We start from the raw sequence: 15,053 nt of genomic DNA, 5'->3' as shown, positions 1-15,053 counted from the left end.
CGACACGGCTGCAGAGGCCGGACGTGCAGAATCGCGAGCGGTGCCCTGAACGATGGTCAGGCCGCTATTGTGAATCGGTTCTATATTGAATGGAGTAACCGTAATGGGGGTGCCATCTCGACCGTCCAGAATATCGGACGGGGACGGTCGAACCGTCACGGATGGGAGGATCACCGGAACCGCTGAGGCCACGGAACGGACGGACGTGTCATCACTGATGTGATAAACATGCCGACCGACCTGTCTTGAGCAGTCGGTGACGCCGATTATCGGCAGGCGAGACATGAAGCACCCCGGTATTATTGCTGTTATGGGTTTGATTCGAGCTTAGCCTTGTTCATTTTTTTACACAACACCCCCGTAAAAAATACAACACGGCCCGCTCAAGCCTGCGGGCGCCATGGAGGCCAAGGGCATAAAAACGCCCCAAAGTGCCTCAAAAAAGCCACACGAGCGCTTTTTTAGGGCAAAAAAGGCCTCGCTTGACTTCGGCATGCCGTTCGGGTTGACTGGAATCTGAAAAGATCAATGATTGATATTTTTAACAACAAAGGTGTTGCATCATGTCGGTACCCCCGCGTGCCGTTCAGCTTAACGAAGCGAACGCGTTCCTTAAGGAACATCCTGAGGTTCTGTACGTTGACCTTCTGATTGCGGATATGAATGGTGTGGTGCGCGGCAAGCGCATTGAACGCACCAGCCTCCACAAGGTTTACGAGAAAGGCATCAACCTGCCGGCCTCTTTATTTGCTCTGGATATCAATGGCTCGACGGTGGAAAGCACCGGCCTGGGCCTGGACATCGGTGATGCTGACCGAATCTGCTATCCAATCCCCGATACCCTGTGCAACGAGCCATGGCAGAAGCGCCCGACCGCGCAACTGTTGATGACCATGCACGAACTCGAAGGCGAGCCATTCTTCGCCGACCCGCGTGAAGTGCTGGCCAATGTCGTGCGCAAGTTCGACGAAATGGGCCTGACCATCTGCGCCGCGTTCGAACTGGAGTTCTACCTGATCGACCAGGAGAACGTGAACGGTCGTCCGCAACCCCCTCGCTCGCCGGTTTCCGGCAAACGTCCGCACTCGACTCAGGTCTACCTGATCGACGACCTCGACGAATACGTCGACTGCCTCCAGGACATTCTGGAAGGTGCAAAAGAGCAAGGCATTCCGGCCGACGCCATCGTCAAGGAAAGTGCCCCGGCGCAGTTCGAAGTGAACCTGCACCACGTGGCCGACCCGATCAAAGCCTGCGACTACGCGGTCTTGCTCAAGCGCCTGATCAAGAACATCGCCTACGACCATGAAATGGACACTACCTTCATGGCCAAGCCTTACCCAGGCCAGGCGGGTAATGGTCTGCACGTCCACATCTCGATTCTCGACAAGGACGGCAAGAACATTTTTGCCAGCGAGGATCCCGAGCAGAACGCCGCACTGCGTCACGCGATCGGCGGTGTGCTCGAGACCCTACCGGCACAGATGGCTTTCCTCTGCCCGAACGTCAACTCCTACCGTCGTTTCGGCGCACAGTTCTACGTGCCGAACTCGCCGTGCTGGGGCCTGGATAACCGTACCGTTGCGATTCGCGTACCGACCGGTTCTTCCGACGCCGTGCGCATCGAGCATCGTGTAGCCGGCGCCGATGCCAATCCGTACCTGCTGATGGCTTCGGTCCTGGCAGGCGTGCACCACGGTCTGGTCAACAAGATCGAGCCTGGCGCCCCGGTCGAAGGCAACAGCTACGAGCAAAACGAGCAGAGCCTGCCGAACAACCTGCGTGATGCACTGCGCGAGCTGGACGACAGCGAAGTCATGGCCAAGTACATCGATCCGAAATACATCGATATCTTCGTGGCCTGTAAAGAGAGCGAGCTGGAGGAGTTCGAACACTCCATCTCCGACCTTGAGTACAACTGGTACCTGCATACCGTGTAAGTGGTTGCTGTAAAAAACAACGCCGCAGGCCTCACAGCTTGCGGCGTTTTTTTATGGCCGCCTGCGGCGGATCGCTAGCAGGCTAGCTCCCACAGTTGATCTCCAGTGAACATAAATTCTGTGTACACCGGAAATCCCTGTGGGAGCTAGCCTGTTAGCGATAGCGTCCTGGCAGACAACATCAAACCCTGCTCGTACAATGCCCGCTGCCCCGCAGGAGACTCCAATGACACGCGTAGCCACCCCCCGCAAACCCCGCGCACGCAGCCAGGCCCGGATCGATTCGATACTCGATGCCGCCCGCACGCTGTTGGCCGCCGAGGGTGTGGCCAGTCTGTCGATCTACAGCGTCGCCGAGCGCGCGGAGATTCCGCCCTCCTCGGTCTACCACTTCTTCGCCAGCGTGCCGGCGTTGCTCGAAGCCTTGACCGCCGACGTCCATGCGGCCTTCCGCGCCTGCCTGCAAGCCCCCATCGATCACCTCGCCTTGAATGGCTGGCGCGATCTGTCGCGACTGGTGGAACAACGCATGCTCGACATCTATGCAGAGGACGCCGCCGCCCGCCAACTCATTCTGGCCCAGCACGGCCTGACCGAAGTCACCCAGGCTGACCGTCAGCACGACATCGAACTCGGCTACCTGATGCACAAGCTGTTCGACCATCACTTCGAGCTGCCGAGATTGCCGAGCGATGTCGATGTGTTCGCCCTGGCCATGGAGCTCGGCGACCGGGTGTATGCACGCTCGGTCCAACAGCACGGGCAGATTACGCCGCGCATGGCCGAGGAAGGGATGCGGGTGTTTGATGCTTATGTGGGGTTGTATTTGCCGCCCTATCTGCCCAAGCGCAGCGTTCCAGCCTGATTTCTTGATTGGACTTACCGGCCTCTTCGCGAGCAGGCTCGCTCCCACATTTGAAATGCATTCCCCTGTGGGAGCGAGCCTGCTCGCGAAGGCCGCACCACTTACCCCAAGACAAGCACACATAAAAAACCCCGAAGGGCTCAAACCCTTCGGGGGTTGTCGTTTGCGCATGCGGCTTACAACTTGGCGATCGACACCTCGGTGGACTTCACAAACGCGATTACTTCACTGCCAACCGCCAGTTCCAGCTCTTTCACCGAGCGCGTGGTGATCACCGAAGTGACAATGCCGGAAGCGGTCTGCACGTCGATTTCCGAGAGCACGTCGCCGAGGACGATTTCCTTGATGGAGCCTTTGAACTGGTTACGAACGTTGATGGCCTTGATAGTCATGATGTTGATTCCTGTCGTTGAGTAAGACTTGAGTTATTGAGCCCAGCGTAATTGCGTAGGCAAGGGTGAAACAGGTTCCGGTTCCGCCGGTTGGCCGGGCAGCGCCAGCACGCGATTGAGCACCTCGGTTTCCAGCGCAGCCAGCCGATGGGAGCCACGAACCCGAGGGCGCGGCAGTTCCACATGCAGGTCGAGGCCGACTTCTCCGTCTTCGATCAGGATTACCCGATCGGCAATCGCCACGGCTTCACTGACGTCATGGGTCACCAGCAACACCGTGAAGTCGTGCTGCTGCCAGAGCCGCTCGATCAGTTGCTGCATTTCAATTCGGGTCAGGGCATCGAGCGCGCCCAAGGGTTCGTCGAGCAACAGCAGGCGCGGCTGATGAATCAACGCACGGGCCAAAGCCACGCGCTGCTTCTGTCCACCGGACAGCGCTGCCGGCCACTCATTGGCGCGATCGGCCAGGCCCACCGCTTCCAAAGCTTCAAGGGCTTGCGGCCGCCAGTTGCCCTTAAGGCCGAGACCGACGTTGTCGATGATCTTTTTCCAAGGCAGCAAACGCGCGTCCTGGAACATCAGCCGCGTGTCCTCCCCCGCGTTGCTCAATGGCGCGGCACCGGCGAGCAACTCACCGCCGGTTGGCTGATCGAGACCGGCGAGCAAGCGCAGCAAGGTACTTTTGCCGCAGCCGCTACGACCGACCACTGCGACAAACTGGCCCGCCGGAATGTGCAAGTCGATCTCGCGCAACACCTGCCGTGCACTGAAGGTTTTTTGCAACTTGCGCACCACCAGCGGAGTCCCGCGCAGCAGGCGTGGAGGTTGTTGGGCGGTCATACCGAACCTCCCTTGGCAACCTGATACGCCGGGTGCCAACGCAGCCACGCTCGTTCAAGTCCACGGGCGGCGAGGTCGGCCAGTTTGCCGAGCACCGCGTACAGCAGAATCGCCAGCACCACCACGTCAGTCTGCAAGAACTCCCGGGCATTCATCGCCAGATAGCCGATGCCGGAACTCGCGGAAATGGTTTCCGCCACGATCAACGTCAGCCACATGAAGCCCAGAGCGAAGCGCACGCCGACCAGAATCGAAGGCAGCGCCCCCGGCAGAATCACCTGCCAGAACAGGCTGAAACCGCTCAGGCCATAGCTGCGCGCCATCTCCACCAGCGCCGGGTCGACGTTGCGGATGCCGTGATAGGTGTTGAGGTAGATCGGGAACAACGTGCCCAGCGCCACCAGGAAAATCTTCGCCGACTCGTCAATGCCGAACCACAGGATCACCAGTGGAATCAGCGCCAGATGCGGCACGTTGCGAATCATTTGCACCGAACTGTCGAGCAAGCGCTCGCCCCACTTCGACAGGCCGGTGATGAAGCCGAGTGTCAGGCCGATGCCACCACCGATGGTGAAGCCCAGCGCGGCGCGCCAACCACTGATCGCCAGGTGCGTCCAGATTTCGCCGCTGCGCACCAGGCTCACGCCGGCCTCAATGACGGCGATGGGGGCCGGCAGGATCCGTGTCGACAACCAACCCGCCGACACGCTCAGCTGCCACACCGCCAGCAACAACACCGGAAACGCCCAGGGCGCCAGGCTGTGGATGATTTTCTTCATGACCGTGCCTCAGCTCTGGGATGCGGCTTTGGGCAGAATGTCGTTGGCGACCATCTCGCCGAACGGGCTGACGTAGCCAGCACTTTTCGGCAGTTCTGGACGCTCGACATCGAGGTGCGGAAACAGCAACTCGGCCACCCGGTACGACTCCTCCAGGTGTGGATAACCGGAGAAGATGAAGGTATCGATGCCCAGGTCCGCGTACTCCTTCACGCGGGCCGCCACGGTCAGTCCATCGCCCACCAGCGCCGTACCGGCACCGCCGCGCACCAGACCGACACCGGCCCACAGGTTAGGACTGACCTCCAGATTGTCGCGGTTGCCGCCGTGCAAGGCGGCCATGCGTTGCTGACCGACCGAATCGAAACGCGCCAGCGAAGCCTGGGCACGAGCGATGGTCTCGTTGTCGAGATGGGAAATCAGCCGATCCGCGGCTTGCCAGGCTTCATCGTTCGTTTCGCGTACGATCACATGCAGGCGAATGCCGAAGCGCACGGTACGTCCGAGCTTGGCGGCCTTGGCTCGGACCTGTTCGATTTTTTCCGCGACGGCGGCCGGTGGCTCGCCCCAGGTCAGAACCATTTCCACCTGTTCGGCGGCCAGGTCCTGCGCAGCTTCCGATGAACCGCCGAAGTACAGCGGCGGACGCGGCTGCTGGATCGGCGGATAGAGCAATTTCGCCCCCTTCACGCTGATGTGCTGGCCGTCGTAATCGACGGTTTCGCCTTCCAGCACCCGACGCCAGATACGGGTGAATTCCACCGAGGCCTGATAGCGTTCTTCGTGGCTGAGGAACAGACCATCGCCGGCCAACTCTTCCGGATCACCCCCCGTCACCAGATTGAACAACGCACGACCACCGGACAGTCGATCCAGGGTTGCCGCCTGACGCGCCGCCACCGTCGGGGAAATGATCCCGGGGCGCAGGGCAACCAGGAACTTCAAGCGCTGGGTCACCGGAATCAGCGATGCCGCCACCAGCCACGAGTCTTCGCAGGAACGCCCGGTAGGGATCAGTACCCCGCCAAAACCCAGGCGGTCAGCGGCTTGCGCGACTTGTTGCAGATAACCGTGATCGACGCCACGGGCGCCTTCGGCGGTGCCAAGGTAATGGCCGTCGCCGTGGGTAGGCAGGAACCAGAAAATATTGAGGCTCATGGAGTGGTCTCCTTGGGGAATCGATTTATTGGGCTTTGGTTGCCGAGCTTTGGGCAACGGCAACCGGCGGCGTCCAGATCACGTCTTTGATGCTCAACTGTTTGGGAATCAGCTTGAGCTGATAGAAGCTGTCGGCGATTTTCTGCTGTGCAGCGACCACTTCCGGGGTGAGGAACAGCGCGCCATAGCCCTGGCGTTTCACCGAGGTGAGGGTGATATCCGCCGGCAAGCCGAGCAGCGGTGAAACCTGTTGGGTCACCTCTTGCGGGTTCGCCTTGGACCACTCCCCCACCGCGCGCACTTCGTCCACCAGGGTCTTGATCACCTCGGGATTTTTCTGCGCAAAAGGCTTGGTCGCCAGGTAGAACTGATGGTTGTCGACGATGCCCTGGCCATCGCGCAGGGTGCGGGCTTGCAGCTGTTGTTCGGCGGCGGCCTGGTATGGGTCCCAGATGACCCAAGCGTCGACGCTGCCACGCTCGAACGCGGCGCGGGCATCGGCCGGCGGCAGGAATACGGTCTGGATGTCGGTGTATTTGAGGCCGGCGTCTTCCAGCGTGCGCACCAGCAGGTAGTGCACATTGGAGCCCTTGTTGAGCACGACTTTCTTGCCCTTGAGGTCCGCCACCGATTTGACCGGCGAATCCTTCGGCACCAGGATCGCCTCACTGTGCGGCGCTGGCGGTTCATAGGCGACGTAGAGCAAATCGGCGCCGGCCGCTTGAGCGAACACGGGCGGTGTTTCGCCGGTGACGCCGAAGTCGATGGAGCCGACGTTCAGGCCTTCGAGCAGTTGCGGGCCACCAGGAAATTCAGTCCATTGCACGTCCACGCCTTGGGCGGCGAGGCGTTTTTCCAGGGTGCCTTTGGCTTTGAGCAGCACCAGGGTGCCATATTTCTGATAGCCGATTCTTAATGTCTCGGCCTGAGCTTGAGTAATGGCGCCGAAGGTGACAGCCGCAGCAAACAGAGCGACCAGACCACGACGCAAAATGACAGGGCGCATGGCGCTCTCCTTTTTGCAGTAGGGTTTTGGCTGCACCTGCTTGCCCGTTGGCGGGCGAGTAAGGCCAGTACTTCAATTTTTCGGTGAGGCTCAAATGCTCCAGCGAGCACTCAACAAACGATCATTCAACAGGTTAGGATCGAGCGGCTTGGGCCGTCGCGCCATGGCGCTGAAAAACAGCTCAAGTGATTCATTCAGGCGTTGTTCCAGCTCCGGCGCCAACTGCGCCAGGGCGCTGCCTTCGCCGTAGGCGATCTGGCTGTCGACGGCGAAAATCCCTTGCAGCATTTCCTGGGCCTTCAATGCCGACAGTACCGGCTTGAGCGCGTAATCCACCGCCAGCATGTGGGCGATGCTGCCGCCAGTGGCCATCGGCAGAACCACCTTGTGGCTCAAGGCGCGTTCGGGCAGCAGATCCAACACGACTTTCAGTGCCCCGGAAAACGATGCCTTGTAAACCGGTGTGGCGATCAGCAGGCCATCGGCGTTTTCAATCTGTTGCAGCAGGTCGATCACCTTGGGGCTGTCGAAGCGTGCGTGCAGCAAGTCCTCGGCCGGGAAGTCCCGCACCTGATAACTCACCACCTCCACGCCCTGCCCTTGCAACCAACGCTGGGAGCGATCCAGCAGCACCCCGGAACGAGAGCGCTGACTGGGACTGCCACCGAGTGAGACAACCAACATTCAGACGATTCCTTGCACGGTGTTGGCGATTCGCGACTTGCGATCTCGCTTCGATGGAGTGACCTTAACAGCTGATTTATATATCTATAAATCATATTTATTCATTTGGTTATTCGTTATAGAAATATACAAACCGGTTTCTTCCAGGCAAAAAAACAGGCCGTCGAAACGGCCCGAAATCCCCTGCTTTGTGGATTAACTATGACGTCTGTAGTGCCTGGACTATCGCCTTCGCGAGCAGGCTCGCTCCCACAGGGGTACGCGATCAACTGTGGGAGCGAGCCTGCTCGCGAAGGCTTTTCAGTCACACCACAAAAAAGACTGGCTCACCGGTTCGGCTGCGGCGTCAGGCGCAGGTAAGGCTTGACCGCCCGATAGCCCTTGGGAAAGCGCTGCTTGATTTCATTCTCATCCTTGAGCGACGGCACGATCACCACCTCATCACCATCCTGCCAGTTGGCTGGCGTGGCCACCTTGTAGTTATCGGTCAGTTGCAGCGAGTCGATCACCCGCAGGATTTCATTGAAGTTGCGGCCGGTGCTCGCCGGGTAGGTAATCGTCAACCGGACCTTTTTGTTCGGGTCGATCACGAACAGCGAACGCACGGTCAGAGTGTCGTTGGCATTGGGATGGATCAGGTCGTAGAGGTCCGAGACCTTGCGGTCGGCGTCATCCAGGATCGGAAAGTTGACCACCGTGTTCTGCGTCTCGTTGATGTCTTCAATCCATTTGTGATGCGACTCGACAGGGTCCACTGACAACGCGATCGCCTTGACGCCGCGCGCTGCGAACTCATCCTTGAGCCTGGCGGTGAAGCCCAGTTCCGTGGTGCACACCGGCGTGAAGTCCGCCGGATGGGAAAACAGCACGCCCCAACTATCGCCCAGCCACTGATGGAAACGGATAGTGCCGGCGCTGGAGTTCTGTTCGAAGTCGGGGGCGATATCGCCAAGTCTGAGACCCATGGTGCTGCTCCTTGTGAGTGCTTGATGGGTTCAACTGTGCCTGTGTTTTTTATCTATTAAAAAGAATAAATATCTATTTATTTAGATCATAAGGAAATATTAAATATCTGTTCACTGGACGTGCCCGCACAACCGGCCGAACATCGGCCCCAAGGTTCGAGAAGGCCTTGAGTTGCTGCAAAGAGGGAAATTCAAGGCGGGATTACGGGGGTGAACCCGTCTTGAAAATGTAAAAGCCCCGCCCGGCGCAATACCGGGCGGGGCTTTTTTTGTCTCGGTTACGCGAGCGCTATTACAACAGCGGGATCGAGTAGCTGACGACCAGGCGGTTTTCGTCCTGGGAACGAGTGTTCGGCAGATCGGTACGCCACGTGGCGTTTTTCCACATCAGGCCGAGGTTCTTCAGCGCGCCGGACTGAACGACGTAACCCACGGTCAGGTCGCGTTCCCACTCGGAAGCACCATTGGCCGCCTCGCCACCCTTGGCGTTAACGGTATCGATATTGTCGCCGTGCAGGTACACCAGGCCCGCGGTCAGGCCGGGTACGCCGACCTTGGCGAAGTCATAGGAATAGCGTGCTAGCCAGGTACGCTCGCCGGCACGGCCGAACTTCTGGATTTGCGAGTCGGTGATGGTGTAGTTCGACGAACCGTCGCCCTGGTTCAGCCAAGGGAAGTCACTGCTGCCGTTGCTGACCTGATAACCGCCACCGAAGGTATGACCGGCAACGGAGTACAGGAACAAACCGCTGTACAGGTTGTTGTCGACCTTGCCCTTGCCGTTGACTGCACCGCTGTAGTTGCCAGTGGTGAAGTACAGCGGGTCGTGACCGTTGGCACCGTCGTCGGAGCTGTTGAAGTAACGCAAGTCCGACTTCAACACGCCCGGGCCGATGGCCCAGTTGTGCACCAGACCGAGGAAGTGTTGCTTGTAGAACTCTTCCAGGTTGCCGTAGTAGTACTGGGCAGTCAGGTCCTTGGTGAGCTTGTAGTCACCGCCGGCATAAATGAATTTGTTGCTGTCGCGGCCTGTAGCGGATCGGCTGTTGGCGCCGGAGATAGACAGTTGCTCGTTGTTGCTCGAGTTACGACCTTTTACTTGCTCGATCTGACCGCCGATCAAGGTCAGGTCCTTGATGTCGTTCGAGCTGATCTGGCCACCCTGCCAGGTTTGCGGCAACAGACGACCGTCGTTGGTCACGATCACCGGCAGCTTTGGTTGCAAGGTACCCAGCTTCAGCTCGGTCTGGGAGATCTTGGCTTTGGCAGTCAAACCCAGGCTGGAGAAGTCATCAACCGCTTCGCCGTTGGACTTGCTCGGGAACACGGTGCCGCCGTACGAGTTGTTGCTCGCGCCGTTGGTGCCGCCACCGGAGTCCAGTTTGACGCCCAACAGGCCGATCGCATCGATGCCGAAGCCGACGGTGCCCTGGGTGTAACCCGAGATGAATCGCAGGTCGAAGCCTTGGCCCCATTCTTCGTTTTTGTTCGGGCCAGCGCCGTCACGGTAATCGGTGTTGATGTAGAAGTTACGCAGCCCCAATGTTGCCTTGCTGTCTTCGATAAAACCCGCGGCGCTTGCCTGCTGGGTCAAAACCCCAACGGCCACAGCCATGGCCAAGGTGGACCTGTTCATGTTTCGCTCCTCTCGTTTCTAATTCTGATGTGCCTGGTCCCGAATCGATTGCCCGGGATCCTGAATGCGTAAATTCGCGGCAAACCGTCTAGGCCGGTCATTTGGCGGGCCGCAGGATACATGGCCTTAAAGCCAAAAAGAACTTTTTGATGCTTTTTAATACCACTTAGGAATATGACTTCCCACGACAGATCCGAGGTATCAGCGGCGAGGCCGACTCCTGAACATGATCGATTGTCGAGGGACGAAATGGCTAAATCCGAGTTCAGAGATGAGTGTCGGACAGACGCACTTTAAGCGAGACGGATAAAAACCAAAAAGAATAATAAATAGTAACTAAAGATCATTATGGAATATAAAAAACGACTCAAAAAAAACCCCGTCAATAGACGAGGTTTTTTCACAGGCCTTGTTACAGGAGGCTGTAGGTGTAGTTGAAGATCAGACGGGTCTGATCAATATCGGGGCTGTTGGAGACTTCACTGCCACGGTAGACACCATTACGCAACGTCACGCCAAAACCTTTGAGGGCGCCTTGCTGGACGGTGTAGTCGATCCGCATATCGCGTTCCCACTCGGACGCATCCGGGCCAACGCCGCTCGTGGCTTTGATGTTGTCGCCGTGCAGGTAGGCGATCGAGGTTTTCAGGCCCGGCACACCCAGTGCCGCGAAGTCATAGGAGTACTGACCGAAGGTGGTGTTTTCACCAGCACGGATGAAGCTGTTGACCATTGCGTCAGTAAACGAGTAGAAGCTGGCACCGCCGTTTCCTTCCGGACGACCATTGCCATCAACAACGTTGCCCTGGTTCAGGAAAACAAAACCACCATCATCGTTGACCCGCTGATGGCCGAGCAGGAAGGCGTTGCCACCCAGGGTGTAGGTGAACATGGCGCTCCAGGTCTTGTTATCGACCTCGCCCGGGTTCTTGGCGAAACCGTTGTTGTTGTTGAAGCGAAAGCCCGGATCACCGTTCTTGCCATCGGAGCTGCTGTCGAAGTAGCGGATATCAGTCTTGAAGGACTGATTGGCATCAATCTGGAAGACATGGATCAAGCCCAGGAAGTCCTGCTTGTAGTAATCCTTCAAGTTCGAATGGTAGTACTGCAGGGTCAGGTCCTTGGTGACCTTCCAGTCAGCACCACCGTAGTAGAACTTGTTGCTGTCCTCGGTACCGCCAGCCACGGCGAGGCCGGTGGAGTTCGAAGAAGCACGACCTGCCGAGTGTTCCAACTGACCGGCGTTAATGGTCACGTTGTCGATTTCCTTCGAGGTGATGGTGCCACCGTCAAAGGTCTGAGGCAGCAGACGACTGTCGTTCGCGACCAGGATCGGCAGGTTGGGTGCCAGAGCGCCACCCAGGTGGGCCTCGGTCTTCGAGAAGCGCGCCTTGACGTTGGCGGCTGCACGACTCCATTCGTGTACGGCCGAACCATCGGTGTCGCTTGGGAAAAAGGTGTTGGCATCCGGATGGTGCCCCTTGCCGCCGTCCAGGTGGATACCCAGCAGTGCCTGGGCGTCGATACCGAAGCCGACAGTGCCTTGGGTGAAACCGGACAGATAATCGAATTTCAGGCCTTCCGCGGACTCTTTCTGATCCGCACCGCCTTCACGGTTATCGTTGTTGTAATACATGGTTCGGGAACTGATGGACGCCTTGCTGTCTTCCAGGAAACCTGCGGCGCCTGCCTGCTGCGCCAAAACCCCTACGGCCACGGCCAAAGCCAAGGTGGACTTGTTCATTGTGTAGCTCCTCTCGATTCTAATTCTTGTATTCCTGGTCTCAAGTCGTCGCCCGAGATCCTAAGATTCGCGATTAGCGCCAGACCGTGACCCACAAGTCAATCGTAACCATGTGTGTCTACGACCATAGTCTAATCCCCAACTTTTTGGTCCCTGCCGGTTCATGAATTCGTCATGAACCTGAAAAGAATTACCCAGTTCTTTTCTAATACCGTTTAGGAATTTAGCTCCCCATTGCGCATTCACCCCAGAATAGAAGGTTCGGCTCATAAGCTAATTCCTAAACGGTATTTATTTTCTATTTTTTAGATCGATTAGTTTCTGACGCAATTCGGAAACAAATCCTTTACCGAAAGGCAGCCCCATGACGACCAAACGCGCACTATCCGGACCATTTGTTACAGTTTGTGTATTGCTCGCATTTTCTTTCACCGCCCAGGCGACGAACCTCACCGTCGGTTATCAAACCGGAATCGACCCCAGCAAAGTCCCCCAGGCCGATGGCCTTTATGAAAAAACCATCGGCCAGCCCATCGACTGGCGGCGCTTCAACAGCGGCCCGGAAGTGGTCACGGCGATTGCCTCCGGCGATGTGCAAATCGGCAATCTCGGCTCCAGTCCGCTGGCCGCTGCCGCCTCGCGCAACCTGCCAATAGTCGCGTTCATCGTCTCGGCCCAGATAAACGCGGCCGAAGCGCTGGTGGTACGCAACGGCAGCGGCATTGAAAAACCGCAAGATCTGATCGGAAAGACCATCGCCACACCTTTCGTTTCAACCTCCCACTACAGCCTGCTTGGTGCGCTGAAGCACTGGGGCCTGGACAGTTCGAAAGTCAAAGTGGTGAACCTGCAGCCAGCAGAAATCGCGGCAGCCTGGAAGCGTGGAGACATTGACGGCGCGTTCGTCTGGTCGCCTGCCCTGGGGGAAATCCGCAAGAGTGGCAAGACCCTGACCGACGCTGCGCAAGTGGGCCAATGGGGCGCACCGACCTTTGAGGTATGGGTGGCGCGTAAGGATTACGCCGAAAAGCATCCGGAGGTCGTGGCGAAATTCGCCAGGGTCACCCTGGACTCATTCGCTGACTACGCCGCCCATAAAGACCAATGGACCGTTGATTCGGTGCCTGTCCAGAAAATCGCCAAACTGACTGGTGCCAACGCCGTCGATGTACCGGAGCTATTGGCCGGTTCCACCTTCCCGGATGCCAAGGCGCAACAAAGCACCGCGCTGCTGGATGGCGGCACGGCCAAGGCCATTGGTGAAACGGCGAAATTTTTGAAGGAGCAGGGGAAGGTGGAGACGGTGTTGCCGGATTATTCGCCGTATGTCAGCGCGAAGTTTGTCACTGAATAATTGCTGAAGGCTGCTGTGCAGCCATTGCGAGCAAGCTCGCTCCCACAGGGATACTCGGTCAATTGTGGGAGCGAGCTTGCTCGCGATGAAAGCGACGCGGTCAGAGGGCTTTTTCGAAGATCTTCGAATTACGCTGATAGTTGTACAGCGACGCCCGCGCCGACGGCAGACGGTCAACGCTGCTCGGCACAAAACCGCGCTCGCGGAACCAGTGCGCAGTGCGGGTGGTGAGCACGAACAAGGTTTTCAATCCCTGAGCCCGTGCGCGGTTTTCAATGCGTTCCAGTAGCTCATCACCGCGACCGCCATGGCGATATTCCGGATTCACCGCCAGGCATGCCAGCTCACCCGCGTCCGACTCAGCGATCTGATACAGCGCCGCACAGGCGATGATCATGCCTTCGCGCTCGACCACGCTGAACTGTTCGATCTCGCGCTCCAGCACCTCGCGGGAACGGCGCACCAGGATGCCCTGCTCTTCCAGCGGGCTGATCAAGTCCAGCAAACCACCGACGTCTTCAATGGCCGCTTCGCGTACGACTTCGAACTGCTCCTGGGCCACCAGCGTACCGCCACCGTCGCGGGTGAACAGCTCGGTCAGCAGTGCACCGTTTTCGGCGTAGCTGACGATATGGCTGCGAGCCACACCGCCACGGCAAGCTTCGGCCGCGGCATCGAGCAATTCAGCCTGATAGTTACTGCCCAACCGCTGCAGATGCGCCGGCACTTGCTGCGGACGCAGTTCACGCACCAGGCGCCCATGCTCGTCGATCAGGCCCAGGTCGGCGCCGAACAGCAGCAGTTTGTCCGCGCCCAGGTCGATGGCCGCACGCGTGGCGACGTCTTCGCAGGCGAGGTTGAAAATCTCCCCGGTCGGCGAATAGCCCAGCGGCGACAGCAACACGATGGAGCGCTCGTCCAGCAGACGGTTGATGCCCTTGCGGTCGACCCGGCGCACTTCGCCGGTATGGTGATAGTCGACGCCTTCAAGCACGCCGATCGGCCGTGCCGTCACCAGGTTGCCGCTGGCCACCCGCAGGCGTGAGCCCTGCATCGGTGAGGAAGCCATGTCCATCGACAGGCGAGCCTCAATGGCAATGCGCAACTGGCCAACCGCGTCGATCACGCACTCCAGGGTCGCCGCATCGGTGATGCGCATGCCGTGGTGGTAATGCGGGGTCAGGCCACGGGCCGCAAGGCGCGCTTCGATTTGCGGGCGAGAACCGTGAACCAGCACCAGCCGCACGCCCAGGCTGTGCAACAGCACCAGGTCGTGGACGATATTGCCGAAGTTGGGGTGTTCAACGCCGTCGCCGGGCAGCATGACGACAAAGGTGCAATCGCGGTGGGCGTTGATGTAAGGCGAAGCGTGACGAAGCCAATTGACGTATTCGGGCATGAACCTGGGCCTGTAATAAATAGCAGCCGAAAAAAGGGCGAAACTGAAAACGCACAGCGGGCTGATGGTTATCGTCGGAACAGGCTTGGCGACACGCGCGTTCTCCTCATGAATACGGGTTGGAACATCGGCAATTTAACTGCAAAACCCTGTAGGAGCGAGCTTGCTCGCGATGGACGTTAACGATGACGAGGGCAGCCTGGATAAACGCGGTGCCCTCCTATCCATCGCGAGCAAGCTCGCTCCTACAGGGTTTTGCAGTTAAATTGCCGATGTTCCCCTGTAGGAGCG

General features: G+C 58.5%; 13 protein-coding genes. 3 read left to right on the top strand and 10 right to left on the bottom strand.

All coding sequences use genetic code 11. From position 1 onward, the window contains the following. Positions 1-563: 563 nt before the first annotated feature. Entirely contained in the window at positions 564-1,940 is a 1,377-nt protein-coding gene (locus BSF44_RS23815; RefSeq protein ID WP_095081821.1) for a glutamine synthetase family protein, read from the top strand. Positions 1,941-2,166: 226 nt separating this feature from the next. Next, on the top strand, positions 2,167-2,805 hold the full coding sequence (locus tag BSF44_RS23810; protein WP_095945577.1) for a TetR/AcrR family transcriptional regulator: 639 nt from the start codon (positions 2,167-2,169) through the stop codon (positions 2,803-2,805). A 176-nt stretch (positions 2,806-2,981) separates the two neighbouring features. On the opposite strand, the gene BSF44_RS23805 is transcribed toward BSF44_RS23810, so the two are convergent. From BSF44_RS23805 to BSF44_RS23765, 9 genes are all read right to left on the bottom strand, one after another. After that, complete coding sequence (locus tag BSF44_RS23805) at positions 2,982-3,197, bottom strand: molybdopterin-binding protein (protein ID WP_007967989.1); 216 nt, start codon at positions 3,195-3,197, stop codon at positions 2,982-2,984. Positions 3,198-3,230: 33 nt separating this feature from the next. Then, entirely contained in the window at positions 3,231-4,037 is an 807-nt protein-coding gene (gene ssuB / locus BSF44_RS23800) for an aliphatic sulfonates ABC transporter ATP-binding protein (protein WP_095945576.1), read from the bottom strand. Beyond that, complete coding sequence (gene ssuC, locus BSF44_RS23795) at positions 4,034-4,816, bottom strand: aliphatic sulfonate ABC transporter permease SsuC (RefSeq protein WP_095945575.1); 783 nt, start codon at positions 4,814-4,816, stop codon at positions 4,034-4,036. Before ssuC ends, ssuB begins: the two co-directional genes overlap by 4 nt. Positions 4,817-4,825: 9 nt before the next feature. Next, on the bottom strand, positions 4,826-5,974 hold the full coding sequence (ssuD, locus tag BSF44_RS23790; protein ID WP_095945574.1) for an FMNH2-dependent alkanesulfonate monooxygenase: 1,149 nt from the start codon (positions 5,972-5,974) through the stop codon (positions 4,826-4,828). A gap of 25 nt (positions 5,975-5,999) precedes the next feature. Beyond that, a complete protein-coding gene (locus BSF44_RS23785; RefSeq protein ID WP_095945573.1) occupies positions 6,000-6,980 on the bottom strand; it encodes a sulfonate ABC transporter substrate-binding protein in 981 nt (326 codons plus the stop codon). Positions 6,981-7,070: 90 nt separating this feature from the next. Then, complete coding sequence (gene ssuE / locus BSF44_RS23780) at positions 7,071-7,664, bottom strand: NADPH-dependent FMN reductase (RefSeq protein WP_007993145.1); 594 nt, start codon at positions 7,662-7,664, stop codon at positions 7,071-7,073. A gap of 326 nt (positions 7,665-7,990) precedes the next feature. Then, a complete protein-coding gene (locus tag BSF44_RS23775; protein ID WP_095945572.1) occupies positions 7,991-8,629 on the bottom strand; it encodes a peroxiredoxin in 639 nt (212 codons plus the stop codon). Positions 8,630-8,921: 292 nt separating this feature from the next. Further along, positions 8,922-10,265, bottom strand: coding sequence for an OprD family porin (locus tag BSF44_RS23770; RefSeq protein WP_095945571.1), 1,344 nt, complete (start codon positions 10,263-10,265; stop codon positions 8,922-8,924). A gap of 412 nt (positions 10,266-10,677) precedes the next feature. Continuing rightward, positions 10,678-12,009, bottom strand: a complete 1,332-nt coding sequence (locus tag BSF44_RS23765) for an OprD family porin (RefSeq protein ID WP_095945570.1) — start codon at positions 12,007-12,009, stop codon at positions 10,678-10,680. Positions 12,010-12,373: 364 nt separating this feature from the next. Between BSF44_RS23765 and tauA the strand changes: the two genes are divergently transcribed. Continuing rightward, positions 12,374-13,363 carry a taurine ABC transporter substrate-binding protein gene (tauA, locus tag BSF44_RS23755; protein ID WP_095945568.1) on the top strand — a complete coding sequence of 330 codons (990 nt, stop codon included), beginning with the start codon at positions 12,374-12,376 and terminating at the stop codon, positions 13,361-13,363. A 100-nt stretch (positions 13,364-13,463) separates the two neighbouring features. Here tauA and argA read toward each other — a convergent pair whose 3' ends face one another. Continuing rightward, positions 13,464-14,762, bottom strand: coding sequence for an amino-acid N-acetyltransferase (argA, locus tag BSF44_RS23750; RefSeq protein ID WP_095945567.1), 1,299 nt, complete (start codon positions 14,760-14,762; stop codon positions 13,464-13,466). Positions 14,763-15,053: the final 291 nt, after the last annotated feature.

Source organism: Pseudomonas sp. ACN8, from assembly GCF_002303925.1.
In the GTDB taxonomy this organism is placed as follows: Bacteria; Pseudomonadota; Gammaproteobacteria; order Pseudomonadales; family Pseudomonadaceae; genus Aquipseudomonas.
The sequence above is the reverse complement of the archived record's forward strand: the minus strand, read 5'-3'. Positions and strand labels throughout refer to the sequence as shown.

Excerpts from the sequence above, each read along its gene's own strand:
- BSF44_RS23815 (WP_095081821.1), top strand. The coding sequence starts at position 564 with ATGTCGGTACCCCCGCGTGCCGTTCAGCTTAACGAAGCGAACGCGTTC.
- BSF44_RS23810 (WP_095945577.1), top strand. The coding sequence starts at position 2,167 with ATGACACGCGTAGCCACCCCCCGCAAACCCCGCGCACGCAGCCAGGCC.
- BSF44_RS23805 (WP_007967989.1), bottom strand. The coding sequence starts at position 3,197 with ATGACTATCAAGGCCATCAACGTTCGTAACCAGTTCAAAGGCTCCATC.
- ssuB (WP_095945576.1), bottom strand. The coding sequence starts at position 4,037 with ATGACCGCCCAACAACCTCCACGCCTGCTGCGCGGGACTCCGCTGGTG.
- ssuC (WP_095945575.1), bottom strand. The coding sequence starts at position 4,816 with ATGAAGAAAATCATCCACAGCCTGGCGCCCTGGGCGTTTCCGGTGTTG.
- ssuD (WP_095945574.1), bottom strand. The coding sequence starts at position 5,974 with ATGAGCCTCAATATTTTCTGGTTCCTGCCTACCCACGGCGACGGCCAT.
- BSF44_RS23785 (WP_095945573.1), bottom strand. The coding sequence starts at position 6,980 with ATGCGCCCTGTCATTTTGCGTCGTGGTCTGGTCGCTCTGTTTGCTGCG.
- ssuE (WP_007993145.1), bottom strand. The coding sequence starts at position 7,664 with ATGTTGGTTGTCTCACTCGGTGGCAGTCCCAGTCAGCGCTCTCGTTCC.
- BSF44_RS23775 (WP_095945572.1), bottom strand. The coding sequence starts at position 8,629 with ATGGGTCTCAGACTTGGCGATATCGCCCCCGACTTCGAACAGAACTCC.
- BSF44_RS23770 (WP_095945571.1), bottom strand. The coding sequence starts at position 10,265 with ATGAACAGGTCCACCTTGGCCATGGCTGTGGCCGTTGGGGTTTTGACC.
- BSF44_RS23765 (WP_095945570.1), bottom strand. The coding sequence starts at position 12,009 with ATGAACAAGTCCACCTTGGCTTTGGCCGTGGCCGTAGGGGTTTTGGCG.
- tauA (WP_095945568.1), top strand. The coding sequence starts at position 12,374 with ATGACGACCAAACGCGCACTATCCGGACCATTTGTTACAGTTTGTGTA.
- argA (WP_095945567.1), bottom strand. The coding sequence starts at position 14,762 with ATGCCCGAATACGTCAATTGGCTTCGTCACGCTTCGCCTTACATCAAC.